Genomic DNA, 16,942 nt, shown 5'->3' with positions numbered 1-16,942 from the left:
GCTTACTCAACCCTGGCCGACGGCCTTGGCCGTGGTGGCGGGGAATTTCGCACGAGTGGGGCCGGCCGTGCGGGCGCTGGTTGTGCCCGTCGTTTCATTCTCCACGGCAGGATGGCTATCCCACGGTGCCGGCTCCCGCACTTGGCCCCAGATCGGGTTGTGAATGGCGAGGTCGATCTGGCGGATGAGCTCAATCATGCCGTCATAGCCGGCATAGGGGTGATGACGCTCCTGGTTGATATCGAGCCAGGGTGTCTTTGCCTTAAGCGCGATAAACTGGGTGCGCCCGCCCGACAGCATGATGTCGACCTTGTTTTGGGAGAGCATGGCGTAAAGCTCGCGAGGTGCCATCGACTCAAAGATCTGGTTCTCTTCCTTTAGGATCTGTGTGATGCGCTCCTTGTCTTCGGCGGTTGATTTCTTAACGGAGGTTCCAACGATCTCGATGCCAATCTCCCTCAGTGCATCGACGAGCGACCAGGACTTCACACCGCCAGTGTTGAGCAGCACGCGCTTGCCTTCGAGCCTTGGGCGGTAGGCGGCGAGCTTCTTCCAAGCAATCGACTCCTCCTGTTCAATCAGCGCCTCGGTCCGGTCAACGAGCTCTGGATCGGCCCCCTTCCTGACGAGCAGGTCAGCGATCTTGCGAAGCGCTTGCGAGGTGGCGGTGATGCCATAGAAGGAACCTTCGAAGAACGGGATGTCCCACCGCTCCTCCATTTTGCGGGCGAGACTGATGAGAGCGGTCGAGCACACCACCATCGCGACGCGGGCGCGGTGCGCGCAAGCGATGTCGATGTAGCGGGCATCGCCCGGAATGCAGGCGCGCACGCGGATGCCGAGCCGATCAAGGAGTGCCTTTACCAGCCAGAACTCCCCAGAGAGATTGAATTCGCCGATGATATTGATATCGCAGGGGCCGACATCATCGGGCTCGGCAGAACCGATGACGTTGTCGAGCAATGCATCGCCGGCGAGCTTGTTGCCGAGGTTTTTAGAGCCGACGAAGCCCGGCGCATTGATCGGCACCACCGGGAGGCCGAACTTTGCCGCCGCATGCTTGCACACAGCGTCGATGTCATCGCCGATTAGCGCGGTCACGCAGGTTGAATAGACAAAGATCGCTGAAGGCGCATAAGCTTTCTTGATCTCGCTTATCGCATTGAAGAGCTTGCGCTCGCCCTGCCCCATTACGACGTCAAGTTCGGTGAGATCGGTCGTGAAGCTCGTGCGCCACAGGGCTGACCCCGATGACGTGGCGCCCCGATTGTCCCAGGAATTGCCCTCGCAGGCGAGCGGCGCGTGGATCAGATGCGCGACGTCCGTGATGGGCTGCAACGCGATCTTGGCACCGTCGAAGGCGCAGCCTCCGGCTGCGGCTCCAGGGGTCAGCGGCTTGGAACAGCCCACTTTGCGCGTTTTGGCATCCTTGGCCTGGTTCTTCTCGCAAGCGGGCTCGCTGAAGACATCCCGTAGTTTGGCAGAGGGCAAGAACATTGCGGCCGGTCTCCGTCGGAATAGCGGCCAGCCCCGGTGGCTGGCCGCTGCTTTAGCGGGTCAGGTCGAAGGAATAGTCAGTCACACCCGTGTCGATCGTCTCGCGATCGAGCTTGTCGAAGATCTTGTCGAGGATCGTCGTCAGCACGCGCAGCCCACCCTGATAGCCTATGAGCGGGAAACGGTGGTGATGATGGCGATCGAAGATCGGGAACATCAGTCGGATCAGCGGCGTGCCCGTGTCGCGCTCCAGATACTTGCCGTAAGAATTGCCGATCAGCAGGTCCACCGGTTCTGTAAAGAGCAGAGAGCGCATCGCCCATAGGTCCTTGCCCGCCCAGACTTGGGCATGCTTGCCAAAGGACGAGGCCGCGAGCAGCCTCTTCATCTCAGCTTCCCAGGCACTGGTACCGTTGGTAGCCAAGCAGTGGGTCGGCTCGCCGCCGGTCTCCATGACGAAGCGGGCCATAGCGTGGACGAAGTCCGGGTCACCATAGATCGCATATTTTTTTCCGTGCAGCCATGACTGGCTGTCCGCCATCGCATCAACCAGGCGGCCACGCTCGAGGCGGATCGCCTCCGGGATTTCTTTGCCAGATAACTCCGACACCCTCATCAGGAGCTCGTCGGTCGCCTCGACCCCGATGGGGTAGTGGAAGGAGGCCGTTGCCTGCCCGACCTCCCGGCAATATTCCAGCGTCTTGCGCGTGTTGTAGTGTTGTAGGGACAGCGTTGCCTCGGCGTTCAGTGCCGCTTTCACATCCTCGATCTTGGTGCCGCCATCGTACATGCGAAATTCGCCGTCCGATGGCGTGTCATACTGATCGGAGGCGTCCTGGATGAAGGTATAGGACACCCCCATCAATGCCAGCAGACGCTTAAGCTCGCGATTGTTGCCTACGCAGAAACCGTCGAAACCGGGAATGATGTTTATGGTGTTAGCGATTTCGCAGCGTTGCTTTCCCTCCCAGAAGTTTTCCAATACGCCCTTGACCATAGCATCATAGCCGTCGACATGGCTGCCGACGAAGGCAGGAGTGTGGGCATAGGGCACTTCGAAGTCCTGGGGGACTGAGCCTTCCTGCCTGGCATTTTCGATAAACGAATGTAGATCGTCGCCGATCACCTCTGCCATGCAGGTGGTCGACACCGCGATCATCTTTGGGTCGTAGAGTTTGTAGGTGTTGGCGAGGCCGTCGATCATGTTCTTCAGGCCGCCAAACACCGCAGCGTCTTCGGTCATGGAGGACGAGACCGCGGACGCCGGTTCCTTGAAGTGGCGCGACAGGTGCGAACGGTAATAGGCTACACATCCCTGGCTACCGTGGACGAATGACATTGTGCGTTCGAAGCCCGCGGCGGCGAACACGGCGCCAAGTGGCTGGCAGGCCTTGGCCGGATTCACGACGAGCGCTTCGCGAGCGAGGTTTTTGTCCCGATACTCCCAGGTTTTGGTGAATTCGCGTTGGTCCGTAACGATCTGATCCTGATGCGGACATTCGAAATTCAGCTTCTTTGCGGCCAGCATCTGCCTGTATTCCGCTTCACGGAACAGAGGAGCATGATCGAGAACTTTTTCGGCCGACTGCGGCATGGGGTGTGTACCTCTTTTTGATCTGGCCGCGCCACCCGGGCGGCACAGGGACGTCAAGACGTTTCGGGTCTCCTGCGGATCATGGACCGCAGGCGTTCGAGGCCTCGCTGGTGATGCGAAGCAAGCTTCTTATTCGGCTGCGATCGACGCCGACGGAGCTGGTTTATGCTTCCAGGGCGCGTCGTACAGGTCCCAGACTGGGTTGTTGATGGCCAAGTCCATGTCGCGGGCAAAGATGGCGAAGCCGTCATACCCATGATAGGGGCCGGAATAGTCCCATGAGTGCATTTGACGGAACGGTATTCCCATCTTCTGGACCGGGTACTTTTCCTTGATGCCGGAGCCAACGAGATCGGGCCGGATCCCCTCGATGAACTTCTCCAGTTCGTAACCGGTCACGTCGTCATAGATCAGTGTGCCCTCTTTCACGTAATGGCCGGTACGCTGATAGTCGTCATTGTGCCCGAATTCGTATCCTGTACCGACAATTTCCATGCCGAGGTCTTCGTAGGCGGAGATCACGTGCCGAGGGCGCAACCCGCCAACGTAGAGCATCACCGTCCTGCCCTCCAGGCGCGGCCAGTACTTGTCGATGACAGACTCCACCAGCGGGCGATATTTGGCAATAACGTGCTCTGTCTTCTCTTGGATCTCCGGTCCGAAATGCTTGGCGATGTTACGCATCGAGGCTTCGATCTGGGAGGGTCCGAAGAAATTGTACTCCATCCAGGCAATGCCATACTTTTCTTCCATGTGTCGGCAAATGTAGTTCATGGATCGATAGCAATGGATGAGGTTGAGCTTGGCTTTCGGCGCGCGCTCGATCTCGGCGAGCGTAGCGTCACCCGACCAGTTGCCGACCACGCGCAGGCCCATCTCCTCGAGCAGGATACGCGACGCCCAGGCATCACCGCCGATATTGTAGTCCCCGATGACATTGACATCGTAAGGACCTGCTTCGAACTCAACTTCCTTCTTCTCAAAGACCCAGTCGCGGATTGCATCATTGGCGATGTGGTGGCCGAGCGACTGCGAGACCCCGCGGAATCCCTCGCAGCGCACGGGAACGATGGTCTTTTCGTGCTGCTTGGCTTTCTTGCGCGAGACTGCCTCGATGTCGTCGCCGATCAACCCGATCGGGCATTCCGACTGGATGCTAATGCCCTTGTTCAGCGGGAAAAGCTCTTCGATCTCGTCAATGATCTTTTCCAGCTTCTTATCGCCGCCGAAGACGATATCCTTCTCCTGGAAATCGGAGGTGAACTGCATCGTTACGAAACTGTCGATGCTGGTGGTACCGACATAGTAGTTGCGGCGCTGCGACCAGGAATATTGGCCACACCCGACCGGCCCATGCGAGACGTGGACCATGTCCTTCACCGGACCCCACACCACACCTTTGGAGCCGGCGTAGGCACAGCCCCGGATTGTCATCACGCCGGGAATGGACTTGATGTTCGATTTGACGTCGCATTCACAGAGGGGTTCCGCCTCCCCTACAACCTCTTGGCCGCCGGTAGCGACGCCCAAGTGTTTCTTGCGCCGCTTTGCCGTCTTGTCTGGATATCGCGATAGCACTTCCTCAATGAGCTTGGTGTGCAAGGCGCCGTCATTTTGAGAGTCAAGGCTCATAAAGCTGCCCTTTTTGAGGTTCTTCGGCAGGCGCCTGGTTTTTAGACGCCCGTTCGGTGAAAGCGCCGGGATGCCCGGCGCCGTGGGTGGGACTATTGAGCGGCCGCAGGTGTGGCTTCCTTTGCCGCAAGCTCGGCAAGCATCTGCTCCTCCGTCTTCATGATGCCGAAATCGAGCAGCATGTCTTCCAGCTCTTCCATGGTGATCGGGGTCGGGACGGTGCCCTGACCGCCATTGGCGTGGATTTTCTCGGCAAGCGCGCGGTATTCCCCCGCCTGCTTGGAGTCCGGTGCATATTGGATCACCGTCATCTTGCGCAGTTCGGCGTGCTGGACGATGTTGTCGCGCGGCACGAAATGGATGAGTTTGGAATTCAGCTTTTTCGCGAGAGCCTCGGCCAGATCGAGTTCGCGGTCGGTCTGGCGCTCATTGCAGATCAGACCGCCGAGACGTACGCCTCCCGAATGGGCATATTTCAAAATGCCCTTAGCGATGTTGTTGGCGGCATATAGCGCCATCATCTCGCCGGACATGACGATGTAAATTTCCTGCGCCTTATTCTCGCGGATAGGCATTGCGAAGCCGCCGCACACAACGTCACCAAGCACGTCGTACGAGACGTAGTCCACGTCTTCGTAGGCGCCGTTCTCCTCAAGGAAATTGATGGAGGTAATGACGCCGCGGCCCGCGCAACCGACGCCCGGCTCGGGTCCACCGGATTCGACACACTTGATGTCCTTGTAACCGATCTTCAGCACGTCTTGGAGCTCGAGATCTTCGACGGACCCTTCCTGTGCGGCGAGGTGGAGCACGGTGTCTTGCGCTTTCGCGTTTAGGATGAGGCGGGTAGAGTCGGCCTTAGGGTCGCAGCCTACAATGAGAATCCTCTGCCCGAGGTCGACTAGGGCAGCGAGCGTGTTTTGGGAGGTGGTAGACTTCCCGATGCCCCCCTTTCCGTAGAATGCGATCTGACGCAAACGCGACATGTAATTTCCTTCCTTCGTTCCATCAATTGGAGCCAGTCCACGAATGACCGGTCGGCAGATCATGCCGCTGCCAAGAAACGATCAAGAACCGTGCCAACGTGTCCGGTTCGACCTGACGCAAGAATTGATAAATGTTTTCCAGCATTTAGCCTCGTCCAAGACGGCTGATCGATTAAGGATCCATGATGTCGTGGATCCGACAAAGCCTACAGAGGTGTTGATCGGCATACGTCGACAGTGACACAGCGTCCGGAGGGGCCTGTGCATGACATCGTTCATCAGCCATCGCGAGGGGCGACCGCTTCTACCAAAGCGGTCAGGCGGCGTCTCCCCATTGATCAGTGTGGCAACGGCATTGTGTCAAAGCCACTCCGCCGGCTTTGAGCAACAGGTGGCGGGGAACCAATTGGCGAGCATGGGGACCGCTGCTGACGGCATTCTGACGAAGCGGTGGCCAGGCGGAGCGGAGTAGATGCTCAGTTATCGCAGCCGCTCCGCCCATGGCGGCGCCACTTCGCCAATTCCTGCTTGGTCAGTATGGCCGACGGCAAGCTCTCTCTTTCCTGTGGAGCGATTGCTAACATCGCTCAAAAAAAGCGAGGATCGGTGCACCCTCTTGCAGGAGGAAGCACTTGAGTACTTCGCCGGCCCAAATATCATCGGTCGCATCGGGGGAGACATCTTGGTGGACGCAGTTTGGTGGCGTGGGTGCAGGAACCGAGTGGTCGTTGATTTCGGACGCAAACGATTTTGCTTTCACGAGCAAACCCAGCAAGCCAATCGCGGTGACAGCGCACAGAAAGGACTTCTTCATTTCTGGCTCCCCGTTGATCAGTTTGGTGACGGCAGATTGTGTCAACGCCACTCCGCAGCTTTGAGCAACGGGTGGCGGGGGACCAATTGGTGAGCAGAGGGACCCGCTGCTGACGGCATTCTGAGGAAGCGGCGGGCCAAGCTGAGCGGAGCAGATGCTCAGTTATGCAGCCGCTCCGCCCATCTCGCCGCAATTGCCAACTTCCGCCTAAATCAGGACGGCCGATGGCAAGGTCTTATTCCGCTGGAGGGAGGGTTAATCCTCCGTCGGATTGAGACAAGGACAAAATACGCCGAGCCCGCGTTCCCCGAACCTTATCCAGCATTCGAAAGGACCAGCTAGGTCCTCCCGTGGTGACGGAAATATTGTTACTGGCCCGGAGACGCCATTGACTTCTGACGCAAACGAATTCGCTGTCACAAACGAACTTAGCAAGCTAATCGCGGTCACAGCGAGCAGAGAGTATTTCTTCATTTCCTTCTCCTTTTCAGTTTTTGATTAACGCCGCCCGACCTGTTTTTAACTTACCGGCGGTAGCCATAGAGCAATAGAGACCGTTGCTGACGACATCCTGACGAAGCGACGACATCGCGCCGAAGATTGAGACTGGTTTGCGATTGCGTTTGATTGGACGCATCGCCTCGGATCGACGTGATGCTGCTGGCTGCGAGAAGCGAGCAAGGGCGGCAACAGGCCGACAAGCTGACCGCAGCCATGCAATGAAGCAGGCCATGGCCAAGATAGTGCACGCCCGTATCCGCCATCACCCGTGACGATCTCGAGCGTGTGCGGTGCCCCTTAAGATCGCCTGTGGCCAGTTGCCATGCAGTCGTCGTGAGGGACCGCCTCTACCAAAGCCGTCAGTGGGCGGCGCGAGAGGCCGGCGTCCGACTTGGCGCTGCCGCCGGCCTCCAGGGCAGGATCATGCGCTGCAACGGCGCTAGCGCAGTCATCGCTTGTTTACGGCGTTACTGGAGACGAGTGGTGCTTCGGGCGCAGACGATTTGGCCTTCAGGCAGAATTCCCGCAAACCCATCGCGGTAGGAACCAGCAGATGAATTCGTAGTCAGGTATTAAATCATCATCATCCTTTGGCTCGGTGGTGGCATTATGACTGGCAACGCTTGCTGCCGCAGCCGTTACCGGATCCGGGTAATTAACTACGGACACAAACGATTTCGCTGCCACATACAAACCCAGCAAGCCAATCGCGGTGACAGCGCACAGAAAGGACTTCTTCATTTCTGGCTCCCCATTGATCAGTTTGGTAACGGCAAATTGTGTCAAAGCCACTCCGCAGCTTTGAGCAACAGGTGGCGGGGAACCAGTTGGTGAGCAGAGGGACCCGCTGCTGACGGCATTCTGAGGAAGCGGCGGGCCAGGCTGAGCGGAGCAGATGCTCAGTTATGCAGCCGCTCCGCCCATCTCGCCGCAATTGCCAACTTCCGCCTAAATTAGGACGGCCGATGGCAAGGTCTTATTCCGCTGGAGGGAGCGTTAATCCTCCGTCGGATTGAGACAAGGACAAAATACGCCGAGCCCGTGTTCCGTGAACCTTATCCAGCATTCGAAAGGACCAGCTAAGTCCTCCCGTGGTGCCGGAAATATTGTCACAGGCCCGGAGACACCATTGACTTCCGACGCAAACGAATTCGCTGTCACAAACGAACTTAGCAAGCTAATCGCGGTCACAGCGAGCAGAGAGTATTTCTTCATTTCCTTCTCCTTTTCAGTTTTTGATTAACGCCGCCCGACCTGTTTTTAAATTACCGGCGGTAGCCATAGAGCAATAGAGACCGTTGCTGACGATTCGCGGCCTCCATATCAGCCAGGGATCCCGGCGCGCGCGAGGATTTCCGCGAAGCGCTTCTTCGCTAGCGGCGGCGCAGCGATGTTGCGAAAGGCGTCGCTCGTCGTGGGTTCGCCCACCTTGACGACCATCACCATGCCCATGCCGTAATGCACGGAGCACTTGATGCCATAGAAGCCGGGCTGGTCGAAGCGTGCCGTAATCTCCTCGTCGATCTTGCCCTTGAACCCCGCATAGCCCTCCGGAACCATGCCTTCGATCGAGGCGGCGTTGTGGCTCTTATTGGCGGCTACGAAGTGGAGTTCGTCCCCCGGTTTGAGCTGGACATAGTCGGGTTCGAAGACCATCGAGCCGTGCTCGCCACGATTGAGCATCTTGATCTCGATCGTTTCCGCACAGGCAGCCGACGACAACAAAAGCGAGAATGCGAGTATGGCGTTTCGGATCATGGATTGGGCTCCGTGTTGGGTGGCCGTGTAATGTCACAGCTGTAAAAGCAAGGGCCATGCCAAAGGCGCAGCAGTCGGTACTTGTTGAATTCCTTCACGCCTCGGTGAGCGGGTAACGTTAGTTTTGTCGAATTCCCTACAAAATGGACGGATCGAATACCTCGGGGGGCAGACGGTCCGTGTGATATCATCTCCATGGCCATTGGTTCGAAATGGCGCCCTCGCCATTCGACGAAAAAGAGCTTTCCAGCCTATGCGCGGCTTCCCGGCCAGGCGGAGCGGAGCAGAAGCGCAGTTATCGCAGCCGCTCCGCCCATCGCGGCGCCACTTCGCCAATTCCTGCTTGGTCAGTATGGCCGACGGCAAGCTCTCTCTTTCCTGTGGAGCGATTGCTAACATCGCTCAAAAAAGCGAGGATCGGTGCACCCCCTTGCAGGAGGAAGCACTGGAGTACCTCGCCGGCCCAAATATCATCGGTCGCATCGGGGGAGACATCTCGGCGGACGCAGTTTGGTGGCGTGGGTGCAGATGCCGAGTGGTCGTTGATTTCGGACGCAAACGATTTCGCTTTCACAAGCAAACCATCCACCTAAAGCAATAGAAGGGCCTGTCTTCAGGTGGTGACCTAACTTCTGTTTTCACGAGCCCTGAGACGTCATTGCCTTCTGATGCAAACGATTTCGCTCTCGGTTCAATTTTGACCAAAACCACCCGACCTGTTTTGACTTACAGGCGGGCAGGATTGACGAGAAAAAAACGACCATTGCTGCCGACATCCTGACGAAGCGACGCCATCACATGTGGCCAAGCGGCGAGCCTCTCGACGACAAAGACTGTCGCCGATTCATGCGTCCAGATGGCCAGGCGCTGGGACCATTTGTCGGTATGCTGTTTGAAAGGGCATCGCCGGACCGAACCGGACCAACCGCTGACACCATCGACAAGCTTCCGGTGACGATCGCCGACGCCGAACAGCGCCCCGCCAATGCAATCTAATTCAATTTAGGCCGTTGCGAACTTGGCACCACGGCATGACCAAGCGACTTGTTGACCGCCGGGATGATTTTGTCTCCCCAGAGATCGATCTGGCGCAGCATCGTCTTATGGTCGAAATCTCCCAATTGGGTCTGAATCGCAATCTGGTCCGGTTTCAGGATGTCTATCTCTTGCAGTAGCCGATCGATGACGCGATTCACGCTGCCGATCGGCAAATTCTGGCGCATCATCTCGAAGGACAGATCCTGCTGCGTTGGTGTTTCTTGCAGCAGGTAGCCGTCCTGGCTCTGCTGGCGGCGCTGATGCAGTGCTTCAGAGAGCCGGCGCTGGAATCGGGCGTTGTCGAGATAGCTGTCGATCTCCGCGGTGTTGTCGCTGGCATAGCAGCAGCGCAGCAGCGATATCTTGGCGTGCGCGCCACTCTTAGCCTCGGAAGCCGCCGCCTTCTCGATGCTTTCGCGCAGCATGCTTATAGTCTCCAAGCCGTTGTGGAATGCGGTGACAAAAAGATTGTGTCCCTCACGATACGCAAGGCCAACGCTGCGCGCGGACCCGGCGGCGATCCAAATCGGCGGGGTCGGCTTTTGAAGCGTGCGTACCGAGATCGCGGTCGGCGGTATCTTCTCAAACTGGCCATTGTGCTCGAAGATCTTCTGGTTGAGGCCCTTGAGCAGAATCCCCAAATATTCAGAAAATACAGCCGGCGCCTCATCGACATCAACGCCAAAACGCTCGAACTCGAACTGCTGATACCCGGAGCCGACGCCAAGCTCGAGGCGGCCGTTGGAAACGACGTCAGCGAAGCCTATCTCCGAGAGCAGGCGCTGTGGCTGATAGAGCGGTAGAACGCAGACGCCAGTGCCGAGCCGAATGGTCTTCGTCACGCCGGCGCAGTGCGCCACCATCATCAAGGGCGACGGAACCAGGCTATAGTTGTTGAAGTGGTGCTCGGCGAACCAGGCGGTGTTGAATTGAGCCTGCTCCGAAATCACCACTTGTTCGATGGAGTTGCGGATCACACTGCTGGACGATTGATGATAGCCGCGTTGAGCGGCCAGGATAAATGTCGCGAATTCCATGGTGGTTCCTTGTTTCGCGCAGATTGGCTGATCGGTGAATGCTGAGATGTGTGTCGACGGCGTAAGCCGCGATGTCGATCCTCTCTTGATGGTGGCTCAGTCCCCACATTGCGGTAATCCGCTTGCGGTTCGGTGATTGCAACCGCGCCCGGAAGAGTTGGAGCTGATGCGGTCATGCCACGTCCTCGGTTGACTCCTGATCGGGTTCGCTGACGAATTCTGCATCGCCGCACGACGCCCAGCCGCCGTCCACTTACAGAACTGAGCCCTTTGACGATGACGGGGAAGGCCAGGAAGACGGCTGCGTCCGCGACTTCCTCCCGCTGTCCCATCCTGCCTATCGGGATGCGCCCGCTAATCGCTTTCGGGTCGATCCTGCCGAGCTTCGTCAACTGAGTGGTGCCAGGCGTGCGAATGCCACGAGTTCCGCCGCCAGGCACCCCGAGTCAGGATTTCCAACCCCGCCTCGGATGCGCCATAGGTATGGCGCGGTGCAAAGGGCAGAAAGGTGTTGATGGATCCGAAATTGAGTATCATGCCGGGCGATCGGTTCACGCGCGCAAGTGAAGCGCCGGTAAGAGTGATATCAAGAACGTGTGCGGTCTGTGCCGGAACTTGTTCGATCCCCGACATGTCGGCGACAGCAGCACTGTTGACGAGGACCTCGAAGCGGCCAATAACCAAGCGGGGTTGACGAGCACATTGATCTGCGCGAACTGTGCTTCGACATCGTACTCGAGGCCGAGATGCGAACCGCCGAGACCGGGCCAGCTCAAGCACCCCCGCTACCCGGAAGGTCCACTGCAACGACGACGTCTCCATCCGCGACAAGGGATTGGCCAGGACAGGGCCGATCCCGGCTGCAGCGCCTGCGTTGATCACGAAGCGTCCTGCCGCTGCTTCATCAGAACTTCTCTGCCACCCGGCCGCGCCAGGCGGCGGAAGGATCCACGTCGAAACAGCAGCACGTCCTAGTGAGGGTCCATTTCCGTCCCAAGTGGGCCAGGTCCCCTTGGTCACCATCATCTCCGCTGCATGCCAGGCGGACAGGCCTTCGCGGGGACAGGGGGTTGGCACATTGCAGCATAGTCATAGTCTTTCGCCTCCGCTGTGCCGCGTGCCTAGTGAATAGACCGGGTCGTGTGGATGCGGTGCTCCGACCGGCTGCCGCGGCCCGAACCGCTGTGGCTCGAAGCCCGTCGGTGGGATCTGCTCCTCCAGCCAATCGTAGACCACCGTCCGTTCGGCAATCCGCCAGGTTCCTTCCCGCTTCTGAAATAGATCGCAATAGCGGCCGTAGAGGAGCTCCTGGCGTATCTCGCCGTCCTTGTCGGGTCCGCGTTGCAGTGCGGTGAAATAGCTCTCCACTGCGGCCTGAGCCGGGCTGATGAAATCGATCAGGATGTTCGTGACTTGATGGATGTAGGACCGTTGGGTCTTGAAGACATCCAGCGCAAAATGGATGAAGCCCTCGGCCGAGCCTGAATAGACACCATGATTGTCACGCGCATCGGGCCAGTACGCGCTGCGCAGTGCCGCCTCGTCGGCGCGGTCTATTCCGCGGCAGTACCGATAAAGGCAGTCGCGGATGGCCTCCCGGTCGAGCAGTTCGATAACTTTTGCATAACCCATCGCTTTGTCCCAAGTTCTGAGATTGGAAGTGGCGTTTTCGCGCATTCAGTTGCGCATCAACGGTTCCTTGTTCGGCGGTAGACCCACTCTCGCTCGGCTGTTGAGCGTCTTGGGGGGAACTGCTCGCTGCGGACAAGCCGCGCGACACTCGACGAAAAGCAGTCACCGTTTCAAGCCGCGGCCGCGCCATCGATTTCCAGCGCACGCTCGGGGCAGGATCGTGCGCCTCGTGCCGCCAGCAGTTGCCCTCCCCCGCCACCACGATGTCACCGGGCAGGACGCGCGTGACCCTGACATTTGGCATCGTGGACCAAGATGCGCGCGGCACCAGCTCCACATTTGTTCCCCAACTCGAACGGCGTTGGTCAGCACCAGTCCAGCATTAGATTTTCGCTCCCAAACACATGACCGATGGGCGCGGCACCTTCCTTGATCCGGAATGCCGGGATGAGCGCCAGCCACTTCTCCAGGCCAATGACAATCTTGGGCCGGGGCAAGATGTGAGCACGGGCGGGACATGATCTCGAACGGATTGCTGGCAACTTGGATTTTGGTCATCTGATGCCTCCTTGCGGTCAGGGCGCTGTCACAACAGACCGCGGAGCGATGCACGTGCCTCCGCAGCAACGCCGCTGGATCAAGCGCTGGCCACCTCGTGCCGCTGACGAAAGCGGCTCAATAGATCGATGTCGTTCCTGATCCGCGCAAGGCAGCTTTCGTCTTCCTCCGAGCCAAAGCAGCTTTCGAAATCACTGCATTGGCGGCAACTGGGCGCGGTACATATTGAAAAACCTTCACCCTCGCAGAGCATGCGGTAAAGATACTTCTTCCATTTCATTTTCTTGGTATTGCCGGCTGCCAGTGTGGGGAAATGCGCAGCCAGCAACCGGCTGAGTTCGGCCCTGTTAAAAAGGCCAAGATCCTGCCAGAGATGGTCATCGCGCATGGCGCGCCGAGCGATGATTTTGGCAAACCGGGCGCTGGCCGGGTCTTCCGGCCGGGCCTGGGCCAGCAGCAGGTCGCGCAGCAGTTGTTCCTCCATCTCCGGCTCGCGGTCGGCCGCCTCTTCCAAGACGAAGGCGCTGATAGGGATATGCGGGAACCGTTCCGTCAGGACATCACGCAGATCGGCACGCGAAAGGCCGGTTGCCTCTGTCGCAGTCGCCTTCCCGCCGCCGATCTCCTCGAGCGCTCTTGAGAGGACACAGGCAAGCACATGTTGGTCGAACCTTACCGCCAGATCAATCGAGGGCCTTGGACCGGTGCCGGGCGACTGTTCGGGTGGAAGCCGATCAGGCCGATAAGGCTTTCGGGCTGGGCGGGTAATGCCCGTTTTCCCGATACTGCCTTCCTCAGACTGCCGTGACATTTTGCTTGCTTCCTAGCCTGGATCGCGATCTCAGCTGCGAATTTGAAAGCCTACCAGCAGTGTCGTGGCTCTCGTGGTGCGGTGATCCAAATGCCGTGCCAACTGCGCCGCCGACTACACAACGAGTAGCATTTCGTGTTGCTATTCAGCGGTTTAGTGGGAGCCGCAGCAAGAACGCGGGCTACACTACTTCTCCCGGCCCGACAAACCCGACAACGTGGGTTGACGTTTCAGCGACCCTCAGGAACGGTAGGCAGGGCTCTCCTCAGCGCCGCGAAATTGGCCCAAAGCCATGCGACCGCTCTTGGCAATGTTCGATGTCCGACACGCGACATCGCAGACTAGAACCGGCCACCTTGTTTAGCAACGATTTCTCCTTTGGCACGATCCATGCGTGGAGATCCGCGAGCGCTCCGCCGACCAAGGAGATGAGCCTTGTTGCAATGGGAATGGCAATGTCGATGCGGCTTCGATGCTGCGCCTTTGGGTATGCCGCTACCGTTGGGGCGCACTTTGCGCGCCAATACCGTTATCGACCGTGAGGCAACAAATTTCCGGCGGACTCAGAGATTGGCGCACGTTTGCGGCCGCACGATAGTTGGCCGCACGATCCATCTCGGGCGTGGCAACCATGCTGGTCGGGAGATCGTTGATTTCGATGGATATTCCTATCTCAGTCGCGACACACATGCGGACGTGATCGCACTGGCACCTTTTGCCCGAGGACAAGCATTTCGTCATCGATATCCTTTTCAGCGGCATGGCCGCAGAAGGCGTGCCAGAGAGCCCACGTCACTCAAATCAATGGCCTCGAATGCCGAAGACCGGAACCGTCACGTTCCCGGCAGACGGCTGGCAGGGGATCGCCTCAATCATACCGGCCAGCGCGCGATATTGCGTCGGCATCACAAAGAAGCACTGCGCCAGTTTTCCTTCGAGAGGAGCGACTTTATGACCGTGAAAAACAAGATCCCATTGGTTACCTTTCGCACGCGTATTCGCGACGACTCTATTGGTGGGCCAAATCCATTCCGTTGGGATGACCGCCCATCCGACGATTATTTCAGAGGCAAGCGCGTCATCCTTTTCTCGCTGCCTGGGGCCTTCACGCCGACTTGCTCGACCTACCAACTGCCGGATTTTGAAGAGCTCTATGATGAGTTCAAGAAAGAAGGAATTGAGGCGATCTACTGCGTCTCCGTCAACGACGCTTACGTTATGAATGCGTGGGGCAAGACCTTGGGGCTGCAGAAGGTCAAGCTCATCCCAGACGGCTCGGGTGAGTTCACGCGCAAGATGGGTATGCTGGTTGCCAAGGACAATGTCGGCTTCGGCATGCGCTCCTGGCGTTACGCCGCCGTGCTCAACGATGGTGTGGTGGAGCAATGGTTTGAGGAGGACGGTTTCTCCGACAACTGCGAGACCGACCCCTATGGCATCTCGTCGCCGCAGAACATTCTTAAAACCCTGAGGGGCGGGCGGCAATCATGAAGCCCTCAGCAAGCCTGCTTCTGAGCCAGAAGCAATCTCTGACACCTCAACTCATTGAGTCGATTCGCTTGCTGCAACTGTCGCATATGGACCTGCGACAATTCGTGGAGCGGGAAGTCGAGAAGAACCCCTTTTTGGAGCTGAGTTCAAACGACAATGAGCCTGGTGGTGATGTCTCGCCGAATCCACAAGAGGATCGGCCCGGCGGCGAACGCGAAAACCAGGTTGATGGGCCTATTAGGGCCGAGCCGTCGGAGCGGCTCAGGCAACAGAAATCAAAGCGCGACACAACCGCTGGCGCGCCTCCGGAAGACCTTACTCCAGAGAAGGTTGGGGCCAATCCTGAAACACTGCACGAACATGTCGCTTGTCAGATCGCCCTCACGGCATTCAACCCACGGGAGCGCGTGATTGCCGGCGCACTTGCCAGTCATCTGGACGACGCCGGCTATCTTCGAGTGGACCTTTTAGAGCTAGCGGAGATTTTTAATGTCCCAGTGGCTGTTGCGGAAACGGTTCTCGCAACCTTGCAGCTTTTTGACCCACCTGGGATATTTGCACGAGACCTCCGCGAGTGCCTTGAAATACAGTTTCGTCAGAAAGACCGGTTCGACCCGGCGATGGCAGCTATGGTGGCCAATCTCGAGTTGGTTGCTGTTCACAACGTGAAGGCATTGAAGCGGTGTTGCGGGGTCGATGATGAGGACTTGCACGACATGTTGCGCGAACTGCGTGCGCTCGATCCCAAGCCTGGTAACCGGTTCCAATCAGGGGGGCCGGAATCCATCGTTCCCGACGTCTGGGTCCTGCCATCGCGCGAAGGGGGATGGAATGTCGAGCTTGATCCGGACACGCTGCCCAAGGTGTTGGTCAACGAAAGCTATTTCGTCGAGGTCTCGCGGCTCATGCAAAATCCAAAGGATCAGGCGTTCCTAAACGAATGCCTGGACAACGCGAATTGGCTCGTCCGCAGCCTCGATCAGCGCGCCAAGACAGTCCTCAAAGTGGCAGCTGAAATCGTCCACCAGCAGGATGCCTTTTTGAGACATGGGGTGGCCCATCTGCGGCCTCTCAATCTCAGAACCGTCGCCGACGCGATCAATATGCATGAGTCGACCGTAAGCCGGGTGACGTCGAACAAATACATGCTTACTTCGCGTGGCGTGTTCGAACTGAAGTATTTTTTCACCGTCGCCATCAGCTCCTCCCAAGGCGGCGACGCCCACTCCGCCGAAGCCGTTCGCCATCAGATCAAGGAGATGATCGACGCAGAGGCTGCCGTACTTTCCGATGAGGACATTGCCATCCGGCTCAGGAAAAACGGCATCGACCTTGCTCGCCGCACTGTCACAAAATATCGTGAAGCAATGAACATCCCTTCCTCCGTGCAACGGCGCCGGAAGAAGGTCGGGTGGCTTTGATGGCGATCAAACCTTCGCTCATCGTTCCACTGACAAAAGCTTCTTGATCCAAATCGATAGTGTTCTTGATCGTGACAGTGTGGCTTTGGCGTTTGCCCGACTCGCGTCGCTCCGTCCCTGGCGCGCGGCACTCGCTCGCCAGGTGCTGAAACCAATTCCTGGCAGTCCCGTG

General features: G+C 58.2%; 12 protein-coding genes and 1 pseudogene. 2 read left to right on the top strand and 11 right to left on the bottom strand.

Annotated features, from left to right (window positions below):
* Positions 1-6: 6 nt before the first annotated feature.
* From nifE to ACWGS9_RS23425, 11 genes and pseudogenes are all read right to left on the bottom strand, one after another.
* Positions 7-1,497 (bottom strand): nitrogenase iron-molybdenum cofactor biosynthesis protein NifE, encoded by a 1,491-nt coding sequence (gene nifE, locus ACWGS9_RS23475; RefSeq protein ID WP_454507484.1) that lies wholly within the window; start codon positions 1,495-1,497, stop codon positions 7-9.
* A gap of 52 nt (positions 1,498-1,549) precedes the next feature.
* A complete protein-coding gene (gene nifK, locus ACWGS9_RS23470; protein WP_454507483.1) occupies positions 1,550-3,091 on the bottom strand; it encodes a nitrogenase molybdenum-iron protein subunit beta in 1,542 nt (513 codons plus the stop codon).
* Positions 3,092-3,220: 129 nt separating this feature from the next.
* Complete coding sequence (gene nifD, locus ACWGS9_RS23465; RefSeq protein WP_454507482.1) at positions 3,221-4,723, bottom strand: nitrogenase molybdenum-iron protein alpha chain; 1,503 nt, start codon at positions 4,721-4,723, stop codon at positions 3,221-3,223.
* Between the two features lie 92 nt (positions 4,724-4,815).
* Positions 4,816-5,709 carry a nitrogenase iron protein gene (gene nifH / locus ACWGS9_RS23460; protein ID WP_454507481.1) on the bottom strand — a complete coding sequence of 298 codons (894 nt, stop codon included), beginning with the start codon at positions 5,707-5,709 and terminating at the stop codon, positions 4,816-4,818.
* Between the two features lie 577 nt (positions 5,710-6,286).
* Complete coding sequence (locus ACWGS9_RS23455; protein ID WP_454507480.1) at positions 6,287-6,523, bottom strand: hypothetical protein; 237 nt, start codon at positions 6,521-6,523, stop codon at positions 6,287-6,289.
* A 1,011-nt stretch (positions 6,524-7,534) separates the two neighbouring features.
* On the bottom strand, positions 7,535-7,765 hold the full coding sequence (locus ACWGS9_RS23450; RefSeq protein WP_454507479.1) for a hypothetical protein: 231 nt from the start codon (positions 7,763-7,765) through the stop codon (positions 7,535-7,537).
* Positions 7,766-8,347: 582 nt separating this feature from the next.
* Entirely contained in the window at positions 8,348-8,782 is a 435-nt protein-coding gene (locus ACWGS9_RS23445) for a pseudoazurin (RefSeq protein WP_454507478.1), read from the bottom strand.
* Between the two features lie 992 nt (positions 8,783-9,774).
* The gene (locus tag ACWGS9_RS23440) at positions 9,775-10,857 is read right to left on the bottom strand and encodes an LLM class flavin-dependent oxidoreductase (RefSeq protein WP_454507477.1); all 1,083 of its coding nucleotides are present in this window, start codon (positions 10,855-10,857) and stop codon (positions 9,775-9,777) included.
* 1,089 nt (positions 10,858-11,946) lie between these two features.
* Complete coding sequence (locus ACWGS9_RS23435) at positions 11,947-12,489, bottom strand: nuclear transport factor 2 family protein (RefSeq protein WP_454507512.1); 543 nt, start codon at positions 12,487-12,489, stop codon at positions 11,947-11,949.
* A 170-nt stretch (positions 12,490-12,659) separates the two neighbouring features.
* Positions 12,660-12,839 (bottom strand): annotated as a pseudogene (locus tag ACWGS9_RS23430) (hypothetical protein).
* Between the two features lie 287 nt (positions 12,840-13,126).
* Positions 13,127-13,858: a nitrogen fixation protein NifQ gene (locus ACWGS9_RS23425; protein WP_454507476.1), complete on the bottom strand. Its 732-nt coding sequence runs from the start codon at positions 13,856-13,858 to the stop codon at positions 13,127-13,129.
* A gap of 951 nt (positions 13,859-14,809) precedes the next feature.
* Between ACWGS9_RS23425 and ACWGS9_RS23420 the strand changes: the two genes are divergently transcribed.
* Positions 14,810-15,349, top strand: a complete 540-nt coding sequence (locus tag ACWGS9_RS23420) for a peroxiredoxin (RefSeq protein ID WP_454507511.1) — start codon at positions 14,810-14,812, stop codon at positions 15,347-15,349.
* Positions 15,346-16,770 carry an RNA polymerase factor sigma-54 gene (gene rpoN / locus ACWGS9_RS23415; protein WP_454507475.1) on the top strand — a complete coding sequence of 475 codons (1,425 nt, stop codon included), beginning with the start codon at positions 15,346-15,348 and terminating at the stop codon, positions 16,768-16,770. The genes ACWGS9_RS23420 and rpoN overlap by 4 nt, the downstream gene beginning before the upstream one ends.
* The last annotated feature ends 172 nt before the right edge of the window (positions 16,771-16,942 follow it).

It is taken from the genome of Mesorhizobium sp. Arg314 (assembly GCF_053714275.1).
This window is presented reverse-complemented; position numbering and strand designations above follow the sequence as displayed.